The 22,566-nt window shown below is 73.4% G+C and carries 16 protein-coding genes; 7 read left to right on the plus strand and 9 right to left on the minus strand.

Going from position 1 to position 22,566, the window contains the following annotated elements; translation table 11 throughout:
• Positions 1–66 precede the first annotated feature (66 nt).
• The 6 genes from IE172_RS04530 to IE172_RS04555 are packed head-to-tail and all read right to left on the minus strand — an operon-like array spanning position 67 to position 6,976.
• Positions 67–897, minus strand: coding sequence for an HpcH/HpaI aldolase/citrate lyase family protein (locus IE172_RS04530; RefSeq protein WP_190095729.1), 831 nt, complete (start codon positions 895–897; stop codon positions 67–69).
• Positions 894–2,090 carry a CaiB/BaiF CoA transferase family protein gene (locus IE172_RS04535; RefSeq protein WP_190095730.1) on the minus strand — a complete coding sequence of 399 codons (1,197 nt, stop codon included), beginning with the start codon at positions 2,088–2,090 and terminating at the stop codon, positions 894–896. Before IE172_RS04535 ends, IE172_RS04530 begins: the two co-directional genes overlap by 4 nt.
• Entirely contained in the window at positions 2,087–3,463 is a 1,377-nt protein-coding gene (locus tag IE172_RS04540; RefSeq protein ID WP_190095731.1) for an ADP-ribosylglycohydrolase family protein, read from the minus strand. Before IE172_RS04540 ends, IE172_RS04535 begins: the two co-directional genes overlap by 4 nt.
• The gene (locus IE172_RS04545; protein WP_190095732.1) at positions 3,451–4,635 is read right to left on the minus strand and encodes an ADP-ribosylglycohydrolase family protein; all 1,185 of its coding nucleotides are present in this window, start codon (positions 4,633–4,635) and stop codon (positions 3,451–3,453) included. Before IE172_RS04545 ends, IE172_RS04540 begins: the two co-directional genes overlap by 13 nt.
• The gene (locus IE172_RS04550) at positions 4,632–5,975 is read right to left on the minus strand and encodes an ADP-ribosylglycohydrolase family protein (protein ID WP_190095733.1); all 1,344 of its coding nucleotides are present in this window, start codon (positions 5,973–5,975) and stop codon (positions 4,632–4,634) included. The genes IE172_RS04545 and IE172_RS04550 overlap by 4 nt, the downstream gene beginning before the upstream one ends.
• Positions 5,972–6,976, minus strand: coding sequence for an ADP-ribosylglycohydrolase family protein (locus tag IE172_RS04555; RefSeq protein WP_190095734.1), 1,005 nt, complete (start codon positions 6,974–6,976; stop codon positions 5,972–5,974). The genes IE172_RS04550 and IE172_RS04555 overlap by 4 nt, the downstream gene beginning before the upstream one ends.
• 262 nt (positions 6,977–7,238) lie before the next feature.
• Here IE172_RS04555 and IE172_RS04560 point away from each other — a divergent pair, with 262 nt between their 5' ends.
• The 3 genes from IE172_RS04560 (at position 7,239) to IE172_RS04570 (ending at position 14,396) form a co-directional block, all read left to right on the plus strand.
• A complete protein-coding gene (locus IE172_RS04560; RefSeq protein ID WP_190095735.1) occupies positions 7,239–7,970 on the plus strand; it encodes a VIT1/CCC1 transporter family protein in 732 nt (243 codons plus the stop codon).
• A gap of 371 nt (positions 7,971–8,341) precedes the next feature.
• Positions 8,342–12,940: a glutamate synthase large subunit gene (gene gltB / locus IE172_RS04565; protein WP_190096011.1), complete on the plus strand. Its 4,599-nt coding sequence runs from the start codon at positions 8,342–8,344 to the stop codon at positions 12,938–12,940.
• A complete protein-coding gene (locus IE172_RS04570; RefSeq protein WP_190095736.1) occupies positions 12,933–14,396 on the plus strand; it encodes a glutamate synthase subunit beta in 1,464 nt (487 codons plus the stop codon). Before gltB ends, IE172_RS04570 begins: the two co-directional genes overlap by 8 nt.
• 104 nt (positions 14,397–14,500) lie before the next feature.
• Here IE172_RS04570 and IE172_RS04575 read toward each other — a convergent pair whose 3' ends face one another.
• The 3 genes from IE172_RS04575 to IE172_RS04585 all read right to left on the minus strand — a co-directional run bounded on the left by IE172_RS04575 (position 14,501) and on the right by IE172_RS04585 (position 17,336).
• Positions 14,501–15,292, minus strand: a complete 792-nt coding sequence (locus tag IE172_RS04575) for a chitosanase (RefSeq protein ID WP_190095737.1) — start codon at positions 15,290–15,292, stop codon at positions 14,501–14,503.
• A 25-nt stretch (positions 15,293–15,317) separates the two neighbouring features.
• Positions 15,318–16,238, minus strand: coding sequence for a rhomboid family intramembrane serine protease (locus tag IE172_RS04580; RefSeq protein WP_190095738.1), 921 nt, complete (start codon positions 16,236–16,238; stop codon positions 15,318–15,320).
• 198 nt (positions 16,239–16,436) lie between these two features.
• Complete coding sequence (locus IE172_RS04585) at positions 16,437–17,336, minus strand: hypothetical protein (protein ID WP_190095739.1); 900 nt, start codon at positions 17,334–17,336, stop codon at positions 16,437–16,439.
• 96 nt (positions 17,337–17,432) lie between these two features.
• On the opposite strand from IE172_RS04585, the gene IE172_RS04590 reads away from it, so the two are divergent.
• From IE172_RS04590 to IE172_RS04605, 4 genes are all read left to right on the plus strand, one after another.
• Complete coding sequence (locus tag IE172_RS04590) at positions 17,433–17,795, plus strand: chorismate mutase (protein WP_190095740.1); 363 nt, start codon at positions 17,433–17,435, stop codon at positions 17,793–17,795.
• A gap of 110 nt (positions 17,796–17,905) precedes the next feature.
• Positions 17,906–18,448, plus strand: a complete 543-nt coding sequence (locus IE172_RS04595) for a response regulator (protein ID WP_190095741.1) — start codon at positions 17,906–17,908, stop codon at positions 18,446–18,448.
• A gap of 48 nt (positions 18,449–18,496) precedes the next feature.
• The gene (gene pepN, locus IE172_RS04600) at positions 18,497–21,025 is read left to right on the plus strand and encodes an aminopeptidase N (protein WP_190096012.1); all 2,529 of its coding nucleotides are present in this window, start codon (positions 18,497–18,499) and stop codon (positions 21,023–21,025) included.
• Between the two features lie 221 nt (positions 21,026–21,246).
• Complete coding sequence (locus IE172_RS04605) at positions 21,247–22,560, plus strand: pyridoxal phosphate-dependent decarboxylase family protein (protein ID WP_229885766.1); 1,314 nt, start codon at positions 21,247–21,249, stop codon at positions 22,558–22,560.
• Positions 22,561–22,566: the final 6 nt, after the last annotated feature.

Below are 22,566 nucleotides of genomic sequence, written 5' to 3' on the forward strand. Positions count from 1 at the left end.
GAGGGTCAGGGTGCGGTGGGCTGCCGCTACTACGGCGGTGTCGATGAAGGTGCCGTCGGGGAGGGGTCAGGGGGTGCGGGAGAGGGTCAGGGTGCGGTGGGCTGCCGCTACTACGGCGGTGTCGATGAAGGTGCCGTCGGGGAGGGCCTGGGCGCCCTGCGTCACGGCTGCCGCCTTGAGCACGGTCTCGGCCTGCTCGATCTCCTCCGCCGTGGGGAGGTAGGCCCGCCGGATGGTCGGCAGCTGCCGGGGGTGGATGGCGGCCCGGCCCAGGAAGCCCAGGGCGCGGCCGCGCAGGCAGGAGGCCAGGAGGCCGTCCAGGTCGCGGGTGTCCGGGTGGACGGACTGGGTGGGCGGGGGCAGGCCCGCCGCCCGTGCGGCGACGACCACCCGGGAGCGGGACCAGTCGAGGCCGGAGTCGTCGCGTACCCCCAGGTCGGCGCGGAGGTCCGCCTCCCCGATGGCGATGCCGCGCAGGGAGGGGTGGGCGGTGGCCACCGCGTGGGCGCGCTCGATGCCCAGGGCCGTCTCCAGCAGCGCGTGCAGGGGCGGCACGCCGCCGCGCGCGGAGACCACCCGGCGCGCGACCCGCACGACGTCGGAGGGGGAGGACACCTTGGGCAGCCGCAGACCGGACAGCCCTCGGGCGGGGGCGACGGCCGCGAGGTCGGCGCGGCCCCAGGGACCGGACAGGGCGTTGACGCGGACGTGGACCGGGACGGGCTGGCGATCGCGCAGCAGTTCGGCGGTGGCCGACCGGGCGTAGGCCTTGCGGTCGGGGGCGACCGCGTCCTCCAGGTCGATCACCACCACGTCGGCCCCCGAGGTGAGCGCCTTCGCCACCACGGAGGGCCGGTCGCCGGGCGCGTACAGCCAGGTCAGCGGGAAACCCGTCACAGGGCGCCCTCCGCGCGCAGTTCCGCGAGGTCGGCCGGGGTGAGGCCCAGCTCGGTGAGGACCGCGTCGGTGTCGGCGCCGTGCGGGCGGCCCGCCCAGCGGATCGCGCCGGGAGTGGCGGAGAGCCGGAAGAGGACGTTCTGCATGCGCAGCGGGCCCAGCTCGGGATCGTCGACCGTGGTGATGGTGTCCAGGGCCTGGTACTGGGGGTCGGTCATGACGTCCCGTACGTCCTGGACGGGGGCGACGGCCGCCTCCGCCTTCTCGAAGGCGGCCAGGACGTCGGTACGGGTGTGCCGGGCGATCCAGCCGCCGACCGCCTCGTCGAGGACGTCCGCGTGCCGGGCCCGGTCCTCCCCGCTGGCGAACCAGGGTTCGTCGATCAGGTCGGGGCGGCCCACCAGCACCATCACCCGCTCGGCGATCGACTGGGCCGAGGTGGACACGGCGACCCAGGTGCCGTCGGCGGTGAGGTAGGTGCCGCGGGGGGCGTTGTTCTGGGAGCGGTTGCCGGTGCGCGGCTGGACGTGGCCGAGCTGGTCGTACCAGGTCGGCTGGGGGCCGAGCGCGGTCAGGATCGGTTCGATCAGCGCCATGTCGACGACCTGGCCCTCGCCCGTCCGGTCGCGGGCGGCGAGCGCCGTCATCACCGCGTACGCCGTGGTCAGGCCCGCGATGGAGTCGGCCAGACCGAACGGCGGCAGCGTCGGCGGCGCGTCCGGTTCGCCGGTGATCGCGGCGAAGCCGCTCATCGCCTCGGCGAGGGTGCCGAAGCCCGGACGGTGCGCGTACGGGCCGAACTGGCCGAAGCCGGTGACCCGGGCCATCACCAGGCGGGGGTTGACGGCGGACAGTTCGGGCCAGCCCAGGTCCCACTTCTCCAGGGTGCCGGGGCGGAAGTTCTCGATGACGACGTCGGCGGTACCCGCCAGGCGCAGCAGGGTGGCCCGGCCGCCCGGCGTGGACAGGTCGAGGGTGATGGTGCGCTTGTTGCGGCCGAGCATCTTCCACCACAGGCCGATGCCGTCCTTCGACGGGCCGTGGCCGCGGGAGGGGTCCGGTTTCCTCGGATGCTCGACCTTGACGACGTCCGCGCCGAAGTCGCCGAGCAGGGTCGCGGCGAGGGGGCCGGCGAAGAGGGTGGCGAGGTCCAGGACGCGCAGGCCGGTCAGTGGGGGGTCGGTGGGCGTCATGGGCGGGAGGCCTCCAGGTGGGTCAGTCGGGCCAGGGTGTCGAAGCCGGAGCCGTCGAAGCCGCCTACGGAGGTGGCCAGGCGGTTCTTCAGCGGGGCCGTCCAGCGTTCGGGGAGGGCGTCGGGCCTGCCGGCGAGGAGACCGGCGATGCTGCCGGCGGTCGCGCCGTTGGAGTCGGTGTCCCAGCCGCCGGACACCGCACGGCAGACGGAGCCGGTGAAGTCGCCGTCCGCGTGGGTGAGGGCGGCGGCGATCAGGGCGGTGTTGGGGACGGCGTGCACCCAGTGGTGGGTGGCGGCGTGCGTGGCGTGCAGGGCGTCGACGACGGTGTCGAAGCCGGCGCCCGCGTGCTCGTGGGCCAGGCCGACGGCGTGCCGGACGGCTCGGGCGAGACGGGAGCGGGGCGGGACGACGGTGAGGCCGGCGCGCAGGCACGCGTGGACGTCGTGGTCGCCGGTGGCCGCGGTGGCGATGACGGCCGCCGCGAACATCGCGGCGTAGACGCCGTTGGCGGTGTGGGTGAGCGTCGCGTCGCGGTGGGCCTGTGCGGCGGCGGCCGCCGGGTCGCCGGGATTGGTCCACCCGTGCGCGTCCGCGCGGATGAGGGCGCCGATCCACTCGCGGAAGGGGTTGTGGTGGCGGGCGGTCAGCGGGGGTTCCAGCCCGCTCAGGAGGTTACGGTAGGCGACGCGTTCGGCGGTGAAGGTGCGGCCGGCGGGGAGTTCGTCCAGCCAGACGCGGGCCACGTCGGTCGTGGTGAAGCCGCGGCCGTGACGCCTGAGGAGGAGCAGGGCGAGGAGCGGGTAGTTGAGGTCGTCGTCCTCGGGCATGCCGTCGATGTTCTCGGCGAGGGAGGTGGTCGCGGAGCGGCGGTTCCAAGGGTGTCGGGCGAGCAGGTCCGCGGGGACGCCGCGGGCGGTGAAGTAGGTGGTGAGGGGCCAGTTGCCGGTGGCGCGGGCCAGGGCGCGGATGGCGGGCAGGGGGAGTTTCTCCACCGGTTTGCCCAGCAGACAGCCGGCCGCCCTGCCCAGCCAGGCCGCTTCCAGACGGGAAACATTCACTCCGGCGCGGGAGGGTTCGGTCCTTCCGGGCGGCCAGTCGGGGCACCGGGAGACGATGCCGGACAGGTCCGTGGGCTCGTGCTCCGCCAGCGTGCTGGGGAGATCGGCCAGTTCGTCCAGGAGGTCGCCGGCCAGGAGGCGGAGGCAGGGGGAGGCCGGGGCGGGGGAGGCGCCCGCCGCCAGGGGCGCCTCAAGGCCGCCCGCCGCGCGCCAGCGGGCGGCGACCGCCGAGGGTTCGCGGCCGTCCTGCCGGGCCTGGCGCAGCTCGTGGCCGATCAGGTCCTCCGGCTGGACCCAGGTCAGTCGGAGCACCCCGGGCCTCCCAGTTCCGCGAAGGCCCGCTCGTGGGCGCGACGGCGGTCCACGTCCCGCGCGAAGACCTCGCGGGTCACCCCGGTCAGGGTGACCGCCGGCTCCCACAGGTCGAGGCGGCTGGCCTCCGCCACCGTCTTGGCCCACTCCTCGGGCACGGGCGAACCGAGGGCACCGGACACGGCGCCGGCCATCGTGGCGATGGAGTCGCAGTCGCGGCCGTAGTTCACCGCCCCCAGCACCGCGTGCCGGAAGTCGCCTCCCGCCACCACCAGCATGCCCAGCGCGACCGGGAGTTCCTCGATCGCGTGCAGCCGGGACGGCCGGCGGGCGCCCAGGGACGGGGAGCGGTAGTCCGGGCCCACGGTGTCGTACGGGGCCACCGCCTCCCGCAGCGGACGCAGCGCCGACTCGAAGTCGGAGTGCCGCGCGGCCACCTCGCAGACCTTCTCGATCGCCTCCCGCGTGCCGTCCTTCGCCAGGGCCAGACACGCGGCGACCACCGAGTCCGCCGTCGCGCCCGGGGCGCACGCCGCCGCCACGGCCGCCGCGAACACACCGGCCGCCTCCCTGCCGTACGACGACTGGTGGGCCCCCGCGACGTCCAGCGCCTCGGCGTAGGCGGCGGCCGGGTGGGCGGCGTTGACCAGTCCGACCGGGGCCATGTACATCGCGGCCCCGCAGTTGACGATGTTCCCGGTGCCCGCCTCGCGCGGGTCGACGTGACCGTAGTGCAGGCGGGCCACGAGCCACTTCTCGGCGAGGAAGATCCGGTGCAGCGGGATCGTCTCCGCCTCCAGTTCCGGGATCCAGCGCGGGTTCGTCATCAGGTCCGGGACCAGGTGCGCGGCGACGGCGTAGGCGTCCAGGTGGTCGCGGACCGTCGCGTACACCCGGACCAGCGCGTGGGTCATCAGGGTGTCGTCGGTGACGTGGCCGTCGCCCTTGTGGTACGGCGCGACGGGGCGCGCGGTGCGCCAGGCGTCGCCGTGCCACGGGCCCACCACTCCGTGGACGCGCCCGCCGTGGCGCTCGGTGATCTGCTCGGGGGAGTACCCCTCGACCGGCCCGCCGAGGGCGTCGCCGACGGCCGCCCCGACGAGGGCGCCGGTGATCCGCTCGTCCAGGGGCGGGCCACCGGGGCGGGTGAGGTGCGCTGATGGACTCGTCATGCCGGAATCATCCCCTCCGGTGGGGCGGGATGGGCGGCTTCCAGGAGACCGGCGAGTTCCACCAGGTCCGTTCCGGTGAGCCGGGGAAGGACACAGCCGGAGAGGGTGCGACAGCTGTCCCGCCACGACGCCGGGACCGCCGCGCCGCCGCCCAGCGCGCCGGTGAGGGCGCCGACGAGCGCCGGGGCGGAGTCCGCGACCCGGGACAGACAGACGGCCGCGGGGACCGCCTCCGCGATTCTGCCGCGGGCGGCGGTGGTCAGGGCGAGGGCGACGGGGACGGTCTCGGCGGCGGCGACGCCGTAGCTGTAGACGTGGTCGACGATCTGGTGTTCCAGCGGTGGTACGAGGGCGAAGGCGCTGTCGGCGTCCGCCGCGAGCTGCAGGGCGTGCCGGGCGTTGCGGCCGATCTCCGTGTCCTCGGGCAGCTCGGCGCGGGCCGCGGCCACACAGGCGTCCGGATCCGCGCCGGCCAGGGCCAGGGCGACGGCGGCGGCCATGGCGCGGGCGCCGTGCACGCCGTCGCCGTCCTGGGTGTAGCGGGCGTCGAACTCGGCGAGGTCGGCGGCGGCGCGGGGGTCGCCGGGGTGGGCGACGGCCAGGACGCAGGCGCGTACGCAGGCCGCGTCGTCGAAGAAGTGGGGGTTGTCGTGTCCGGTGGCGGGCGGGCGCAGACCGGTGGCGAGGTTGCCGAGGCCGGCGCGGACGGAGATGCGGGCGCGCAGCGGGAGGACGGCGGACTCCGTCTCGGGGGCGCGGTTCGCCGCGGCGGCGACCTCGCCCGCGACGGTGTTCCAGGTCAGGTCGATGGCGGCGCGGGTGCGGCGTTCGCGGCTGAGGTCGCCGAAGGCGGTCTCGTCGCCGGCGCGGAGCACGGCCTCCGCGGAGAAGGCCGCCCATTCGGCGTCGTCGGAGGGGCCGAGGCGGAGGGGTTCGGAGGGCTGGTTGAGGGCGATCGGGACGGGGAGTGTGGTGGTCGCGTTCTGTTCGGCGAAGGTGTCGAGTTCCCGGGTGAGGCGTCTGGTCCACTCCGGCATGCGCGCGGCGCGGTGGCGGGCGGCGGGCCAGCCGGCGGCGTCGCCCGCGGCGAGGCCGAGGAGGAGGCCCTCGATGCGGGCTGCCTGCGGCGGCTGCGGGCGGGGTTCGGCGTAGGCCTGCGGCGAGTGTGTGGGGAGTCCGGCCTCGGCTGCGCCTTCGGCCCGGGTGTTCCCACCCGCACCACCCGTGCGGGTTTCGGGGTCGGGTGCGGGTGGCCCCTGTGGGGCCTGATCACCATCGGCGGGTGCGGGTGCGGGTGCGGGTGCGGGTGGGGTTTGTGGGGTGGTGGTCTGTGTGGTCATGAGGGGGTCTCCGGGGTCAGGAGGTCCGCGATGGTCAGGACGTGGTGGCCCGCCATGGCCGGCAGGCAGGTGCCCCGGGCCGGGGTGATGGCCGCCGCCCAGGCGGCCGGGACGGCGTCGACACCCTGGGTCGCGCCGGCCAGCGCCCCCGCCACCGCCGCCGTCGTGTCGGCGTCGCGGCCCATGTTGACGGCCGTCAGCACCGCCTGTGCGAAGTCCCCGTCGGCCGCCGCGTACGCGCCGAAGGCGAGGGCGACCGCCTCGGGCGCCAGGTCGGTCCACGGGTAGCCGCCGATCACCACCGCCGCGCGGACCGCGCGTTCGCCGAGGTGGGCCGCGGTCGCGGCGCGGCGCAGACAGCGGGCGGTCCAGGAGTCCTCCGGCACCACCGCCAGCGCCGAGGCGACCACCGCGACCACCGGCGCCCCCGCCATCGCCGCCGCCACGCCCGCCGCGACCGCCTGGCCGCCGTAGATGCCCTCGCCGTCGTGGCTGACCGATCCGTCGACCGCCGCCAGCCGGGCCGCCTCGTCGGGCCGGCCCGCCGCGAACACCCCGTGCGGCGCCGCGCGCATCGCCAGCCCGTCGCTCCAGGCGTGCCGGTGCTGGGCGGAGATGGGCGCGGCCAGTCCGCGGCGCAGGTTCTCCAGCGTGCCGCGTTCGCTGAAGCCGGCCCCGCGGAAGGGTCCCTCGGCGCGGTCCGCGATCCATTCGTGCCAGGCCGCCTCGACGTGCGCGGGGGTGAGGGCGGAGCCGTGCCGGGCCAGCAGCAGGCCGGAGAAGATCGCGTACTCGGTGTCGTCCGTGCCCGCCGGGCGCTCGCTCACGTAGCCCGTGATGCGGCCCCATTTCGCGCGGATCTCGGAGGGCTTCATGTTCTCGGCCGGGGCACCCAGCGCGTCACCGACGGCCAGGCCGAGCAGCGCGCCGCGCGCCCGTTCGCGGCGCCCGAGGGCGTCGCCGGACGCCGGGAGCGAGGGGATGCGGGCGGTCGATGCCATACGCGGCTCTCCTCTCAGGCGCGCCCCGAGAAGGGCGCCGAGCCCTTTGCGGAACTGTCCCCGGTGCGGTGTCCGGCGCAGCCTCACACGCCCCGGTGTCACCCGGTCGGCATCCGCGCACCCCTCCGCACACACCGTCGGGAGAAGCAAAACCGCAGGTTAGCCCAGCCTTTCCTTGCTGGCGGGCGGGACTGGAGCGGCGTAGATTGGGCACCATCAAAGACTAGAACTTGTCCAAAGAAGACGCTCTGGGGGCACAGGCATGGCCATCATCGATACCGAGGCGGCGCTGCACGAGGCGCACCGCGACAACCACACGCACCGCGACGTGAACGGCGGCTGGCTGCGTCCCGCGGTGTTCGGCGCGATGGACGGACTGGTCTCCAACCTCGCCCTCATGACCGGCGTCGCCGGCGGTTCGGTCGCTCAGCAGACCGTCGTCCTCACCGGCCTCGCCGGACTGGCCGCCGGCGCCTTCTCCATGGCGGCCGGCGAATACACCTCCGTCGCCTCCCAGCGCGAGCTGGTCGAGGCCGAACTGGACGTCGAGCGGCGTGAGTTGCGCAAGCACCCGAAGGACGAGGAGGCCGAGCTCGCCGCCCTCTACGAGGCCCGCGGCGTCGAGCCCGAGCTGGCCCGCGAGGTCGCCCGCCAGCTGTCCCGGGACCCCGAGCAGGCCCTGGAGATCCACGCCCGCGAGGAGCTCGGCATCGACCCGGGCGACCTGCCCTCGCCCACCGTGGCCGCCGTCTCCAGCTTCGGCTCCTTCGCGCTGGGCGCCCTGCTGCCCGTGCTGCCGTACCTGCTCGGTGCGAACAGTCTGTGGCCGGCCGTGCTGGTGGCGCTGCTCGGCCTCTTCCTGTGCGGCGCGGTGGTGGCCAAGGTGACGGCGCGCAGCTGGTGGTACAGCGGTCTGCGGCAGCTGGCGCTCGGCGGCGCGGCCGCCGGTGTGACGTACGCCCTCGGCGCGTTGTTCGGAACGGCCGTAGGATGATCCCCCTCGCGCTTATGCGGAGGGCCGCATAAGTAGCCGTAACTCGCTGGTTTCGGTGGCATGACCACTGGGCATGAGCCGTAAGCGCTGTGGGCAACGAGGCCGACAACGTGCCCCGCGGGGCGGGCGAAGGCGCTCTTTCCCGCCACTGACCGACGGACACCGATCTGTCCGGCCCGGTCCTCATGGCTTGCACCACCGGACGCGGAACCCCCGCCGCGTCCGGGTCGGTGTCCGCATGGTGGAACGTAAAATCCCGGTTTCCGAGAACCGCTTCATCATGTAACCTGCACCAGCTTTTGCTTCCCACGCAGAGGGCCAACGTCGTCCCTCGGCACTGCACATGCCACATGACGACGACGGGAGAGCCGATGCGTACGCCGCGCCAGCCGTCCCAGCATTCTCCGAACGACCGCCCGAACTGGTCGTTCATGGATGCTCGCCCTGCCGCGCAGGGCATGTACGACCCCCGCGACGAGCACGACGCCTGCGGCGTCGGTTTCGTCGCCACCCTCACCGGCGAGGCGTCCCACACCCTGGTCGAGCAGGCACTCACCGTTCTGCGCAACCTCGAGCACCGCGGCGCCACCGGCTCCGAGCCGGACTCCGGCGACGGCGCGGGGATCCTCTCCCAGGTGCCGGACGCCTTCTTCCGCGAGGTGGCCGGATTCGACCTGCCGGAGGCCGGCGGCTACGCCGTCGGCATCGCCTTCCTGCCGGAGGCCGGCACCGACGACGCCGTCGCCCGGATCGACGCGATCGCCGCCGCCGAGGGCCTGACCGTCCTCGGCTGGCGCGAGGTGCCGGTCGCGCCCCAGTTGCTCGGCGCCACCGCCCGCTCCACCATGCCCGTCTTCCGGCAGATCTTCGTCAGCGCCGGCGACAGCCGGGGCATCGAGCTCGACCGCAAGGCGTTCGTGCTGCGCAAGCGCGCCGAGCGCGAGGCGGGCGTCTACTTCCCGTCCCTGTCGGCCCGGACGATCGTCTACAAGGGCATGCTGACCACCGGCCAGCTCGAACCCTTCTTCCCGGACCTGTCCGACCGCCGCTTCGGCTCCGCGATCGCCCTGGTGCACTCCCGGTTCTCCACGAACACCTTCCCGTCGTGGCCGCTGGCGCACCCGTACCGGTTCGTCGCGCACAACGGCGAGATCAACACCGTCAAGGGCAACCGCAACTGGATGCGCGCCCGGGAGTCCCAGCTCGCCTCCGACCTGTTCGGCTCCGGCAAGGACCTGGAGCGGATCTTCCCGGTCTGCACCCCCGACGCCTCCGACTCCGCCTCGTTCGACGAGGTGCTGGAACTCCTGCATCTGGGCGGCCGCTCCCTGCCGCACTCCGTGCTGATGATGATCCCGGAGGCGTGGGAGAACCACGACTCCATGGACCCGGCCCGGCGCGCCTTCTACCAGTACCACTCCACGATGATGGAGCCCTGGGACGGCCCCGCCTGCGTCACCTTCACCGACGGCACCCAGGTCGGCGCCGTGCTCGACCGCAACGGCCTGCGCCCCGGCCGCTACTGGGTCACCGACGACGGGCTCGTCGTCCTCGGCTCCGAGGTCGGCGTGCTCGACATCGACCCGGCGAAGGTCGTCCGCAAGGGCCGCCTCCAGCCCGGCCGCATGTTCCTCGTCGACACCGCCGAGCACCGCATCATCGAGGACGACGAGATCAAGGCCGCCCTCGCCGCCGAGAACCCCTACGCGGAGTGGCTCGAGGCGGGCGAGATCGAGCTGTCCGACCTGCCCGAGCGCGAGCACATCGTGCACACCCACGCCTCGGTCACCCGCCGCCAGCAGACCTTCGGCTACACCGAGGAGGAACTGCGCGTCCTCCTCGCGCCGATGGCCAAGGCCGGCGCCGAGCCGATCGGCTCGATGGGCACCGACTCGCCGATCGCCGCGCTCAGCGAGCGTCCGCGGCTGCTCTTCGACTACTTCACCCAGCTGTTCGCCCAGGTCACCAACCCGCCGCTGGACGCGATCCGCGAGGAACTGGTCACCTCCCTGCTCTCCTCGCTGGGCCCGCAGGGCAACCTGCTCGACCCGACGGCCGCCGCGTGCCGCAGCGTCACACTGCCCTTCCCGGTGATCGACAACGACGAGCTGGCCAAGCTCATCCACATCAACGCCGACGGCGACATGCCCGGCTTCAAGGCCGCGACCCTCTCCGGCCTGTACCGGGTCTCCGGCGGCGGTGACGCCCTCGCCGAGCGTATCGAGGCGATCTGCGCCGAGGCCGACGGGGCCATCGAGAACGGCGCCCGCCTCATCGTGCTGTCCGACCGGCACTCCGACGCCGAGCACGCGCCGATCCCGTCGCTGCTGCTCACCGCGGCCGTCCACCACCACCTCATCCGCACCAAGCAGCGCACCCACGTGGGCCTGCTGGTCGAGGCCGGTGACGTCCGCGAGGTCCACCACGTCGCCCTGCTCATCGGGTACGGCGCCGCCGCCGTCAACCCGTACCTGGCGATGGAGTCCGTCGAGGACCTCGTGCGCGCGGGCACCTTCCTGCCCGGCATGGAGCCCGAGAAGGCCATCCGCAACCTGATCCACGCGCTCGGCAAGGGCGTCCTGAAGGTCATGTCCAAGATGGGCATCTCCACGGTCGCCTCCTACCGGGGCGCCCAGGTCTTCGAGGCGGTCGGCCTCGCCGAGGACTTCGTGGAGAAGTACTTCAACGGCACCGCCACCAAGATCGGCGGCGTCGGCATCGACGTGATCGCCAAGGAGGTCGCCGCCCGCCACGCCAAGGCCTACCCGGCCTCCGGCATCGCTCCCGCGCACCGCGCGCTGGAGATCGGCGGCGAGTACCAGTGGCGCCGCGAGGGCGAGCCGCATCTGTTCGACCCGGAGACGGTCTTCCGCCTCCAGCACTCCACGCGCTCCGGCCGCTACGACATCTTCAAGAAGTACACCGACCGGGTCAACGAGCAGTCCGAGCGGCTGATGACGCTGCGCGGGCTCTTCGGCTTCAGGTCCGGCCGGGGACCGATCCCGGTCGACGAGGTCGAGCCGGTCTCCGAGATCGTCAAGCGGTTCTCCACCGGCGCCATGTCGTACGGCTCCATCTCCCAGGAGGCGCACGAGACGCTGGCCATCGCCATGAACCAGCTGGGCGGCAAGTCCAACACCGGTGAAGGCGGCGAGGACCCCGAGCGCCTGTACGACCCGGCCCGCCGCTCCGCCATCAAGCAGGTCGCCTCCGGCCGCTTCGGCGTGACGTCCGAGTACCTGGTCAACGCCGACGACATCCAGATCAAGATGGCCCAGGGCGCCAAGCCCGGCGAGGGCGGCCAGCTGCCCGGCCACAAGGTCTACCCGTGGGTCGCCAGGACCCGCCACAGCACCCCCGGCGTGGGCCTCATCTCCCCGCCGCCGCACCACGACATCTACTCCATCGAGGACCTCGCCCAGCTGATCCACGACCTGAAGAACGCCAACCCCCGGGCGCGCATTCACGTCAAGCTGGTCTCCGAGGTCGGCGTCGGCACCGTCGCGGCGGGTGTCTCCAAGGCCCACGCGGACGTCGTGCTGATCTCCGGCCACGACGGCGGCACCGGTGCCTCCCCGCTCACCTCGCTGAAGCACGCGGGCGGCCCCTGGGAGCTGGGCCTCGCCGAGACCCAGCAGACCCTGCTGCTCAACGGGCTGCGCGACCGGATCGTCGTGCAGACCGACGGCCAGCTCAAGACCGGCCGTGACGTGGTCATCGCCGCCCTGCTCGGCGCCGAGGAGTTCGGCTTCGCCACCGCCCCGCTGGTCGTCTCGGGCTGCGTCATGATGCGCGTCTGCCACCTGGACACCTGCCCGGTCGGCATCGCCACCCAGAACCCGGTGCTGCGCGACCGCTTCACCGGCAAGGCCGAGTACGTCGTGAACTTCTTCCGCTTCATCGCCGAAGAGGTCCGCGAGCTCCTCGCCGAGCTGGGCTTCCGCTCCATCGAGGAGGCCGTCGGCCACGCCGAGGTCCTCGACGTGACCCGCGCGGTCGACCACTGGAAGGCGCAGGGCCTGGAGCTGGAGCCGCTGTTCCACGTGCCCGACCTGCCCGAGGGCGCCGTCCGCCACCGGACCGTCACCCAGGACCACGGCCTGGAGAAGGCCCTCGACAACGAGCTGATCAAGCTCGCCGCCGACGCGCTGTCCGCGGCCGGCGTCGAGGACGCCCAGCCGGTGCGCGCCCGGGTCGCCATCCGCAACATCAACCGCACGGTCGGCACCATGCTCGGCCACGAGGTGACGAAGAAGTTCGGCGGGGCGGGCCTGCCCGACGACACCATCGACATCACCTTCACCGGTTCCGCCGGCCAGTCCTTCGGCGCCTTCGTCCCGCGCGGCATCACGCTGCGCCTGGAGGGCGACGCCAACGACTACGTCGGCAAGGGCCTGTCCGGCGGCCGCATCGTGGTCCGCCCGGACCGCGGCGCCGACCACCTCGCCGAGTACTCCACCATCGCGGGCAACACCATCGCGTACGGCGCGACCGGCGGTGAGCTGTTCCTGCGGGGCCGCACGGGCGAGCGGTTCTGCGTCCGCAACTCCGGTGCGCTGGTCGTCGCCGAGGGCGTGGGCGACCACGGCTGCGAGTACATGACCGGCGGCCACGCGGTGGTCCTCGGCGAGACCGGGCGCAACTTCGCGGCCGGCATGTCCGGCGGCATCGCCTACGTCATCGACCTGGACCGGGACAACGTCAACGCGGGCAACCTGGACGCCGTCCAGGCCCTGGACGACGCCGACCGGCAGTGGCTGCACGACGTGGTCCGCCGGCACCGGGAGGAGACGGGCTCCACCGTCGCCGGGAAGCTGCTCGCCGAGTGGGACACCGCCGTGGAGCGCTTCAGCAAGATCATCCCCCGTACGTACAAGTCAGTGCTCGCCGCCAAGGACGCCGCCGAGCGAGCCGGTCTCTCCGAGACCGAGATCACCGAGAAGATGATGGAGGCGGCGACCCATGGCTGATCCGAAGGGCTTTCTGAACCACGGCCGCGAGGTCGCCAGGTCCCGTCCGGTCCAGGAACGCACCAAGGACTGGAACGAGGTCTACGTCCCCGGCTCCCTGCTGCCGATCATCAGCAAGCAGGCCAGCCGCTGCATGGACTGCGGCATCCCGTTCTGTCACAACGGCTGCCCGCTCGGGAACCTCATCCCCGAGTGGAACGACTACGCCTACCGCGAGGACTGGGGTGCCGCCTCGGAGCGGCTGCACGCCACCAACAACTTCCCGGAGTTCACCGGCCGCCTGTGCCCCGCTCCGTGCGAGTCGGCGTGCGTGCTGGGCATCAACCAGCCGCCGGTCACCATCAAGAACGTCGAGGTCTCGATCATCGACAAGGCGTGGGAGACCGGGGACGTCGCCCCGCAGATCCCCGAGCGCCTGTCCGGCAAGACCGTCGCGGTCGTCGGCTCGGGCCCCGCGGGCCTGGCCGCCGCCCAGCAGCTGACCCGGGCCGGACACACCGTCGCCGTGTACGAGCGCGCCGACCGCATCGGCGGCCTGCTGCGCTACGGCATCCCCGAGTTCAAGATGGAGAAGCGGCACATCAACCGCCGCATCGAGCAGATGCGCGCGGAGGGCACCAAGTTCCGCACCGGCATCGAGATCGGCCGCGACATGCCGGCCACCGCGCTGCGCAAGCGGTACGACGCCGTGGTCCTCGCCGTGGGCGCCACCACCGCGCGCGACCTGCCGGTGCCCGGCCGCGAGCTCAAGGGCATCCACCAGGCCATGGAGTACCTGCCGCTGGCCAACAAGGTGCAGGAGGGCGACTACGTCGCCCCGCCGATCTCCGCCGAGGGCAAGCACGTCGTCGTCATCGGCGGCGGTGACACCGGCGCCGACTGCGTGGGCACCGCCCACCGCCAGGGCGCGGCCTCCGTGACCCAGCTGGAGATCATGCCCCGCCCGGGTGAGGAGCGGAACCCGGTCTCCCAGCCGTGGCCGACCTTCCCCATGCTCTACAAGGTCACGTCCGCCCACGAGGAGGGCGGCGAGCGGGTCTACTCCGTCTCCACCACCCACTTCGAGGGCGACGAGGACGGCAACGTCCAGTGGCTGCACCTGACCGAGGTGGAGTTCGTCGACGGCAAGCTCACGCAGAAGCCGGGCACCGAGCGCAAGATCCCGGCTCAGCTGGTCACCCTCGCCATGGGCTTCACCGGCACCGACCGGGACAACGGCATGGTCGACCAGTTCGGCCTGGACCTCGACGAGCGGGGTAACATCGCCCGCGACGCCGATTTCCAGACCAACGTGCCCGGCGTGTTCGTGGCCGGTGACGCCGGCCGCGGCCAGTCGCTCATCGTGTGGGCGATCGCCGAGGGCCGCTCGGCGGCCCGCGGCTGCGACCGCTTCCTCACGGGGGCGAGCGAGCTGCCGGCCCCGATCCGCCCGACGGACCGCGCGCTGATGGTCTGACGGCCCGACAAGACGTTACGTACAAAGGCGTACGGAACACCGACGGCGCCCGCCCCATCGTCCCCGACCGGACAACGGGGCGGGCGCCGCCACATCTCCCGGGCTCACGCCACCTTGTAGGGCGTCCCGTACATCTCCCACTCCAGCGGGGTCTCGAGGTCCAGGTTCCCCTCGTCGAGGAAGCGGCGCTGGACGGTGACGCGGCTGGTGTCGTGCGTGGGGTGCAGTTCGTTCATGGCCTTGCGGCGGACGTCCAGGAACGCGGCGAGGTACTTCTCCTCGTCACCGCCCCCGGCCGGGGCGTCCGCCCGCTTCAGCGCCGCCGCGCGGATGCCGCCGAAGCTCGTGGCGCCGTCACCGGGGCCGTGGTAGACCATCGCGTCGTAGTAGATGAACTGGCCCAGCGCCGACAGCCCGTCCCGCTCCGCCCGCCGCACCGCCGGGCCGAAGTACTCGGCGTCCCGCTTGGCGTCCTGCGCGGCACGGAACCCCTGCCGCTCCGCCTCCGCCTTCCAGGCCGCGGTGAACCCCGGGTCAAGCCCTTCGTGCGAGTCCGTGCCGTCCACCGCGCGCAGCGCCGGAAGGTAGCGGGCCAGGCCGTTGCCCGGGTGCTCCTCGGTGTACCGCTCGACCAGGGTCAGCAGGTCGTGCGTACCGGTGCAGAAACCGATGATGCCCGCGGTGTAGCCCTGGCCGTCGCCTATGTCCTCGATGTAGCCGTAGGCGCTGCGCCAGTCGAGCGTGCCGTTCTCGGCGGTGGCGACGATCTGCTGCGCGAGTTCCTTCTTGGCGGGGCTGGTCAGCCCCGCCGCTTCCTTCCCGTCGGACGGGGCGGACGAGCAGGCCGCCGCCGCGAGCGCGACGACGGACAGGACCGTGAGCAGGGCGCGTTTCATGGCCCAAGCGTACGGAAAAGAGGGCTCAGACCGCCCCGCCGCCGAGCGCCGCCGCCTTCCCCAGGGCCAGCACGGCCAGCAGCGCCAGCAGCGCGACGCAGGCCGCCGCCTGGATCAGCGCCCGGTGCCTGCCCCGGGGCACGTGGGCGAAGACCAGCGCCACCGCACCGCCGGCCAGCAGCCCGCCCAGGTGCCCCTGCCAGGACGTGAACACCGCGGAGATCACCAGCCACAGCAGCAGCCCGGCCATGAACCGGTTGACCTGGCCCATGTCGGCGCCCACGCGCCGTGCCATCACGTAGTACGCGGCGCCCACACCGAAGATCGCACCGGAGGCGCCGACCACCGCGTCCCCGGGCGCGATCAGCAGCACCAGCACCGAACCGCCCAGCGCGGACAGCAGGTACAGGGCGAGGTAGTGGATCCGGCCGAGCATCGGCTCGACGAGCCGGCCCAGGTTCCACAGCGCCACCGTGTTCATCACGACGTGGAGGATGCCGAACGTGCCCGCGGTGGGCGGCAGATGCAGGAAGGCGCCGGTCAGCAGCCGGTACCACTCACCGGCCGCGACCCCTTCCGGGGTGAAGCCCGCGGGGTACGGATCCATCCACAGGTAGTGCTCGCCGTCCGGCCCGAGCAGCCCCGCGCCCACCATCGCGAACCGGTCCACGATCTCCGGGCGCAGCACCTCCGCCAGATACAGCAGCAGGTTGACGGCGATCAGGACGTACGTCACCACGGGCACCACGGAGACCCGGCCGCCCACCAGGGTGCGGGCCTGCCGCATCGAGCGGACGCCCTCCTTCACGCACTCGGGGCACTGGTGGCCCACGGCCGCCTCCCGCATGCAGTCCGGGCAGATGTACCGCTCGCAGCGGGTGCAGCGGACGTGGCACTCCACCTTCGGATGGCGGTAACAGGTGGTGACGGTGGACTCGGAATCCACGGGCCGGCTCCTCGGGAGGGACGGAAGGGGAAAAGAGCCGGTGATGACGGCGGCGAACAAAATAGCGAACGCCGGCGGACGGCGTGAGGGGCGGGGTACGAGTGCCGTACCGCCGGTTCCGGGACCCGGGGGAGGGGCGACGGCCGCGACCGGTGGTCCGCACCCGGTGGACGGGACCGCGCCCGGTCCGGCCGGCCTCTACGTGTCACACTCCAGCACCGTCCGGCACAGCCCGCACCGCGCCCGCACGCGTCCCTTCACCGGGACCCTGATCCGCTGGTGGCAGGTGGGACAGGGGAACGACACCCGCAGGGGGCCCTCGCCGTCCGCCGTGAAGCGGTACGGCACCTCGTGCCGCACCCCGGCCTCCACCGAGCGGTCCTGGGCGTGCCGCCGGTCCCGCGCGTAGCGCCGCCGCCCCGCCCACCCCGCGGAGCGCAGCGGCGGCTGCTCCCCGTCCCGCCGCGCCAGCGCCATCCCCTTCCCGTACGCCGTGTACGCCTGCGCGCTGGTGAACCACACCGACGGGTCCTCCCCGAACGCCAGCGACCGCTTCGCCAGCACGTACCCGAACTCCTCCGGCGTGAGGTACCCCAGCTTCTGCGACGACGCCCCGTCCTCCCGGAACGCGTCCAGCAGCAGCCACCCCGCGCCCAGGTACGTGGCCGTCGTGTCCGTCAGGATCTCGTTGTCCCGCGTCCCCGGGAACGACAGCCCCAGCCGGTGCAGGTACACATGGGCCACCTCGTGCGCCAGCGCCGCCCCGATGTCCCGCCGGTGCGTGCGGAACCGGTCGTTCAGCTCGATGAAGTACTCCGGACCCGCCGTCAGCTCCACGTTCGCCGCGTGCGTCATCTCACGGAAGCCGACGATCAGCCGCGCGTCCGGCAGCCGGTAGTGCCGCACCATCTCGCGGGCCACCCGCTGCGCCCCCAGGTGCAGGTCGTCCGTGTCGCAGAACGCCACATCGGCGGGCGCCACACTCACCGGGAACGTCCGGACCGTGTCGTACGTCAGCCGCCTGTACAGCGCCGTGACCGCCTCCCGCACCGTCTCCAGATGCGGGTAGCCGTGCTCCACCGGTCCGCCGTTCGCCACGTCGCACCCCCGCGCGCCCAGAACCCGCCTCCACTGTACGGTCCCGCCCCGGACACCGCCGCCCCCGGCGCCACCCGCCCCGTAGGCTGACGCCCCATGACCACCAGCAACACCGCCACGGGCGACGCCGACCCCGCCGTCCGCGAGGAACTCACCCGGCTGCGCGACAGCATCGACAACATCGACGCCGCCGTCGTCCACATGCTCGCCGAACGCTTCAAGTGCACCCAGCAGGTGGGCCGGCTCAAGGCCGAGCACCGGCTGCCGCCCGCCGACCCCGGCCGCGAGGCCCGCCAGATCGCCCGGCTGCGCGCCCTCGCCGAGAACGCCAAACTCGACCCGGCCTTCGCGGAGAAGTTCCTCAACTTCATCATCGCCGAGGTGATCCGGCACCACGAGCGCATCGCCGACGACACGCCCTCGGCGAACGCGGCCACGACCTCCCCCGCCGGGGAGTGACAGAACGGCCCCCGCGGGGCATGCTGCGCTGTGCACCCCTTGTCGGCTGACGGCCACCGTCCGTCAGCGCCGGACAGCCATCCGGTCCCTTACGAGGAGGGACGTGCGCCATGCCGCCCAACGCCCGCATCCTCATCGTCGACGACCACGAGGACACCCTGTACGCCCTGGAGAGCGCCCTCGCCCCGCTGGGTCACCTGCTGGGCCGGGCCACCAGCGGCGACGAGGCCCTCAAACAGCTCCTGCGCGGAAACGTCGGCCTGCTGCTCCTCGACGTCCACATGCCGGGCACCGGCGGCCTGGACGTCGTGCGCTACATGCGGCGCCTGGAGCAGACCCAGCACATCCCCGTCGTCCTGCTCACCGGGTTCGCCCGCGACCGGCAGCTCGGGGCCGCCGCGTACGGCCTCGGCGTCGCCGACCTCGTCGCCAAGCCCGTCGACCCGTGGGCGCTGCGCACCAAGATCCGCCACCTCTACGACGTCCATCAGCGCCGGCTCGCCCTGGAGGCCGAGGTCCGCGCCCTGCGCGCCCGGCTCGACGAACGCAACCCCGCCCCCGCACACCCCGCGCTGCCCCACCCGCACGCGCACATGGCGCCCGGACAGCCCGCGGGGGCGCAGAGCGGGGAGCTCGAACGAGACCGGACATAGGCCGCGAACCCGATCCGCCCCTGTGCCCGGGCCATGGCATCGGGCAGCATGGCCCGCATGTCCGTACTGACGCGCGACGAAGCGCAGAACCGAGCACAGCTCCTCGACGTCCACCGCTACACGATCGACCTCGATCTGACCGCCGGCGACGAGACGTTCGACTCCCGCACCCTGATCAGGTTCGACGCCCGCGCGGACGCGGACACGTTCGTCGAGATCAAGCCCGCCGAGCTGCGCTCCGTCACCCTCGACGGACAGCCCCTCGACCCGGGCACCCTCGACGGCAACCGGCTGCCGCTGAAGAACCTCACCGCCGGCGAACACGAGCTGCGCGTCGAGGCGAGCATGAGCTACTCGCGCACCGGTGAGGGCATGCACCGCTTCACCGACCCCACCGACGGGGAGACCTACGTCTACACGCAGCTCTTCCTCGACGACGTGCAGCGGGTCTTCGCCGCCTTCGACCAGCCCGACCTGAAGGCCGTCTTCGACCTCACCGTCACCGCGCCCGAGGGCTGGAGCGTCCTCGCCAACGGCGTCACCGAGCACACCGGCCGGGGCGTGTGGCGGGCCGCCCCCACCCCGCTGATCTCCACCTACCTCGTCGCCGTCGCCGCCGGGCCCTGGCACTCGGTGCGCACCGAGCACCGCGGACTGCCCTTCGGCATCCACTGCCGCCGCTCGCTCGCCCCGTACCTCGACGCCGACGCGGACGAGATCCTCGACATCACCCGCGCCTGCTTCGACCGGTACCACGAGAAGTTCGAGGAGCCCTACCCCTTCGACTCCTACGACCAGGCCTTCGTCCCGGAGTTCAACGCGGGCGCCATGGAGAACCCCGGACTGGTCACCTTCCGCGACGAGTTCGTCTTCCGCTCCGCGGTCACCGACACCGAGCGCCAGACCCGCGCCATGGTCGTCGCCCACGAGATGGCCCACATGTGGTTCGGAGACCTCGTCACCCTCCGGTGGTGGGACGACATCTGGCTCAACGAGTCCTTCGCCGAGTACATGGGCTACCAGACCCTCAACGAGGTGGCCCCCGGGGGGCCCGGGGGGCAGCCCCCCCGATGGAGGGGCACCGACACCTGGACCGACTTCGGGGTGGCCCGCAAGGCCTGGGGCTACGACGCCGACCAGCGGCCCTCCACCCACCCCGTCGCCCCCGGGAACGTCCCGGACACCGCCTCGGCCCTGCTCAACTTCGACGGCATCTCCTACGCCAAGGGCGCCTCCGCCCTGCGCCAGCTGGTGACCTGGCTCGGCGAGAAGGACTTCCTCGCCGGCATCAACATCCACTTCCAGCGGCACCGGTTCGCCAACGCCACCCTCGCCGACTTCATCGACTCCCTCGCCGCCGCCACCGAACGCGACGTCCACGCCTGGGCCGACGCGTGGCTGCGCACCACCGGCGTCGACACCCTCACCGCGTCCGTCGACTCCCGCCCCGGCCAGTGGACCCTGGACCTCGGCCGCGACGGCGAACGCCCCCACCGCGTCACCGTCGGCGTGTACGACCGTGACCTGCACGACGGCCGCAGCCTCCTGCTGCGGGAGCGCTACGAGACCGACGTGCCCCGGGGCGAGGCGCCCGAGCCGCGCGCCGGCACCCGCCCCGCCCTCGTCGTCCCCAACGACCTGGACCTCACCTACGCCAAGATCCGCCTCGACGAGACCTCCCTGGAGACCGTCCTGCGCGGTCTGTCCGGCATCCCCGACGCGCTCACCCGCGCCGTCGTGTGGAACGCCCTGCGCGACATGGTCCGCGACGGTGAACTCCGCCCCGCCGACTACCTGGCGACCGCCGCCGCCCACCTGCCCGAGGAGACCGACCTCGCCCTCGTCCAGGGCGTCCTCGCCTTCGCCTGCGTCCATGTCGCCGACCGCTACCTCACCCCCGACGAGCGGCCCGCCGCCCTCTCCACCCTCACCACCCTGTGCCGCGACCTCATCCGGCGCACCGAGGACGGCGACCACCCGGGACTGCGGCTGATCGCCGTACGCCACTACATCGACGTCGCCGCCCGTCCCGAGACCCTCGCCGCCTGGCTCGCCGACGGCACCGTCCCCGGCGGCCCGGAACTCGACCCCGAGCTGCGCTGGCGGGTCCTGGCCCGCCTCGCCGTGCTCGGCGCCGTCGACGAGGCCGCCATCGCCGCCGAACTCGACCGCGACCCCAGCGCCACCGGCCAGGAGGGCGCCGCCCGCTGCCGGGCCGCCCTGCCCGACGCGGACGCCAAGGCCCGCGCCTGGGACGCCCTGTTCGGCTCCGACGACCTGTCCAACTACCTGTTCACCGCCACCGCCCGCGGCTTCTGGCAGCCCGAACAGGCCGACCTGGTACGCCCCTACGTGGCCCGCTACTACAAGGAGGCCGTCGCCCTCGCCGCCCGCCGCGGACCGGCCATCGCCGAGGCCGCCGGACGCTGGGCCTTCCCCGCCCACGCCGTCGACGCCGAGACCCTCAAGCTCGGCGAGAAGTGCCTGCGCAAGTCCGACCCGACGCCCGCCCTGCGCCGCAGACTCGCCGACCAGCTCGACGACCTGGCCCGCGCCCTGCGCGTACAGCAGGCGTAGCACGACGCCCGCGGGGGCGCCTCCGATCCGTCCGGAGGCGCCCCCCACGTACGTCATCAACCGGGACGTACCTCCTTTTGGGTCTGATCCCCGGGCTTTCCGGGCGCGGCACCCGCTCCCCGTACAAGCTGGAGCCCTCCCGCGCACCGCCCCGGAGGACAGCCATCAGCACGCCGCCGCCCCTCGCCTCGGGCCCCCGAGGCCCCGACCACCTGAGGCCGTTGCTCGACACCGTCCTCGCCGCCCTGCGGGAGGGCGGCGAGGCGCGCGGAGGGCCGCTGCCCGCCGGCGGCCCGGACGCCGTCACCGCCACCGTCCGGGAAGCGGTCGGCGAGGTCCTGCCGGAGAAGGGGGACCCCGGCGCCCTGCACACCCTCGTGCGCGTCATCGCAGAGGGCGCCGCCGACCCCGCGCACCCCCGGTGCGCCGCCCACCTGCACTGCCCGCCGCTCGCCGTCGCGGCCGCCGCCGACCTCGCCGCGAGCGTCCTCAACCCCTCCCTGGACTCCTGGGACCAGGCCCCGGCCGCCTCCGCCCTGGAAAGCCTCCTCACCCGCGCCCTCGCCCGCGAGGCCGGCCACACCGACGGCCTCGTCACCACCGGCGGCACCGAGGCCAACCAGCTCGCCCTCCTCCTCGCCCGCGAGGCGCACGGCGGCTCGGTGCGCCTCGTGCACGCCGCCGGCGCCCACCACTCACTGCCCCGCGCCGCCTGGCTCCTCGGGCTGCCCGACCCCGTCGAGATCCCCGCCCCCGCCGGCACCCTCGACCCGGCCGCCCTCGACGACGCCCTCACCCGGCTGCCGGGACCCCACCTCGTCGCCGCCACCGCGGGCACCACCGACGCCGGACTCATCGACCCCCTGCCCGAGATCGCGGCCCGCTGCGCCGCCCACGGCGCCCGCCTCCACATCGACGCCGCCTACGGCGGATGCCTGCTCTTCAGCGACCTCCACCGGCACCGGCTCGCCGGTCTCGAAGCCGCCCACACCGTCACCCTCGACCTGCACAAACTCGGCTGGCAGCCCGTCCCCGCCGGACTCCTCACCGTCCGTGACGCCGGCGACCTCGCCGTCCTGCACCACCCCACCGACTACCTCAACGCCGACGACGACACCGACGCCGGACTCCCCGACCTCCTCGGGCGCTCCCTGCGCACCACCCGGCGCCCCGACGTCCTCAAGGTCGCCGTCACCCTCCAGACGCTGGGCCGCACCGGACTGGGCGCCCTCGTCGACCGGGTCTGCGCCCTCGCCCGGGAGTTCGCCGGTCTCCTCGACGACGACCCCCGCTTCGACCTGTACGACCGGCCCGTCATCAGCACCGTCCTCTTCCGGCCCGCCCACGCCGACGACACCGGTGTCGCGGACGTGCGCCGGCACCTCCTCGCCACCGGCCGCGCCGTCCTCGGCCGCGCCCGCGCCGACGGCCGGCTCTGGCTCAAGGCCACCCTCCTCAACCCCACCACCAGCACCGGTGACCTGGCGGACCTCCTCACCCTGGTCCACCGGGCCCACGCGGAAGGACCCCGATGACGACCC

It is taken from the genome of Streptomyces griseoflavus, assembly GCF_014649995.1.
Classification (GTDB): Bacteria; Actinomycetota; Actinomycetes; order Streptomycetales; family Streptomycetaceae; genus Streptomyces; species Streptomyces griseoflavus.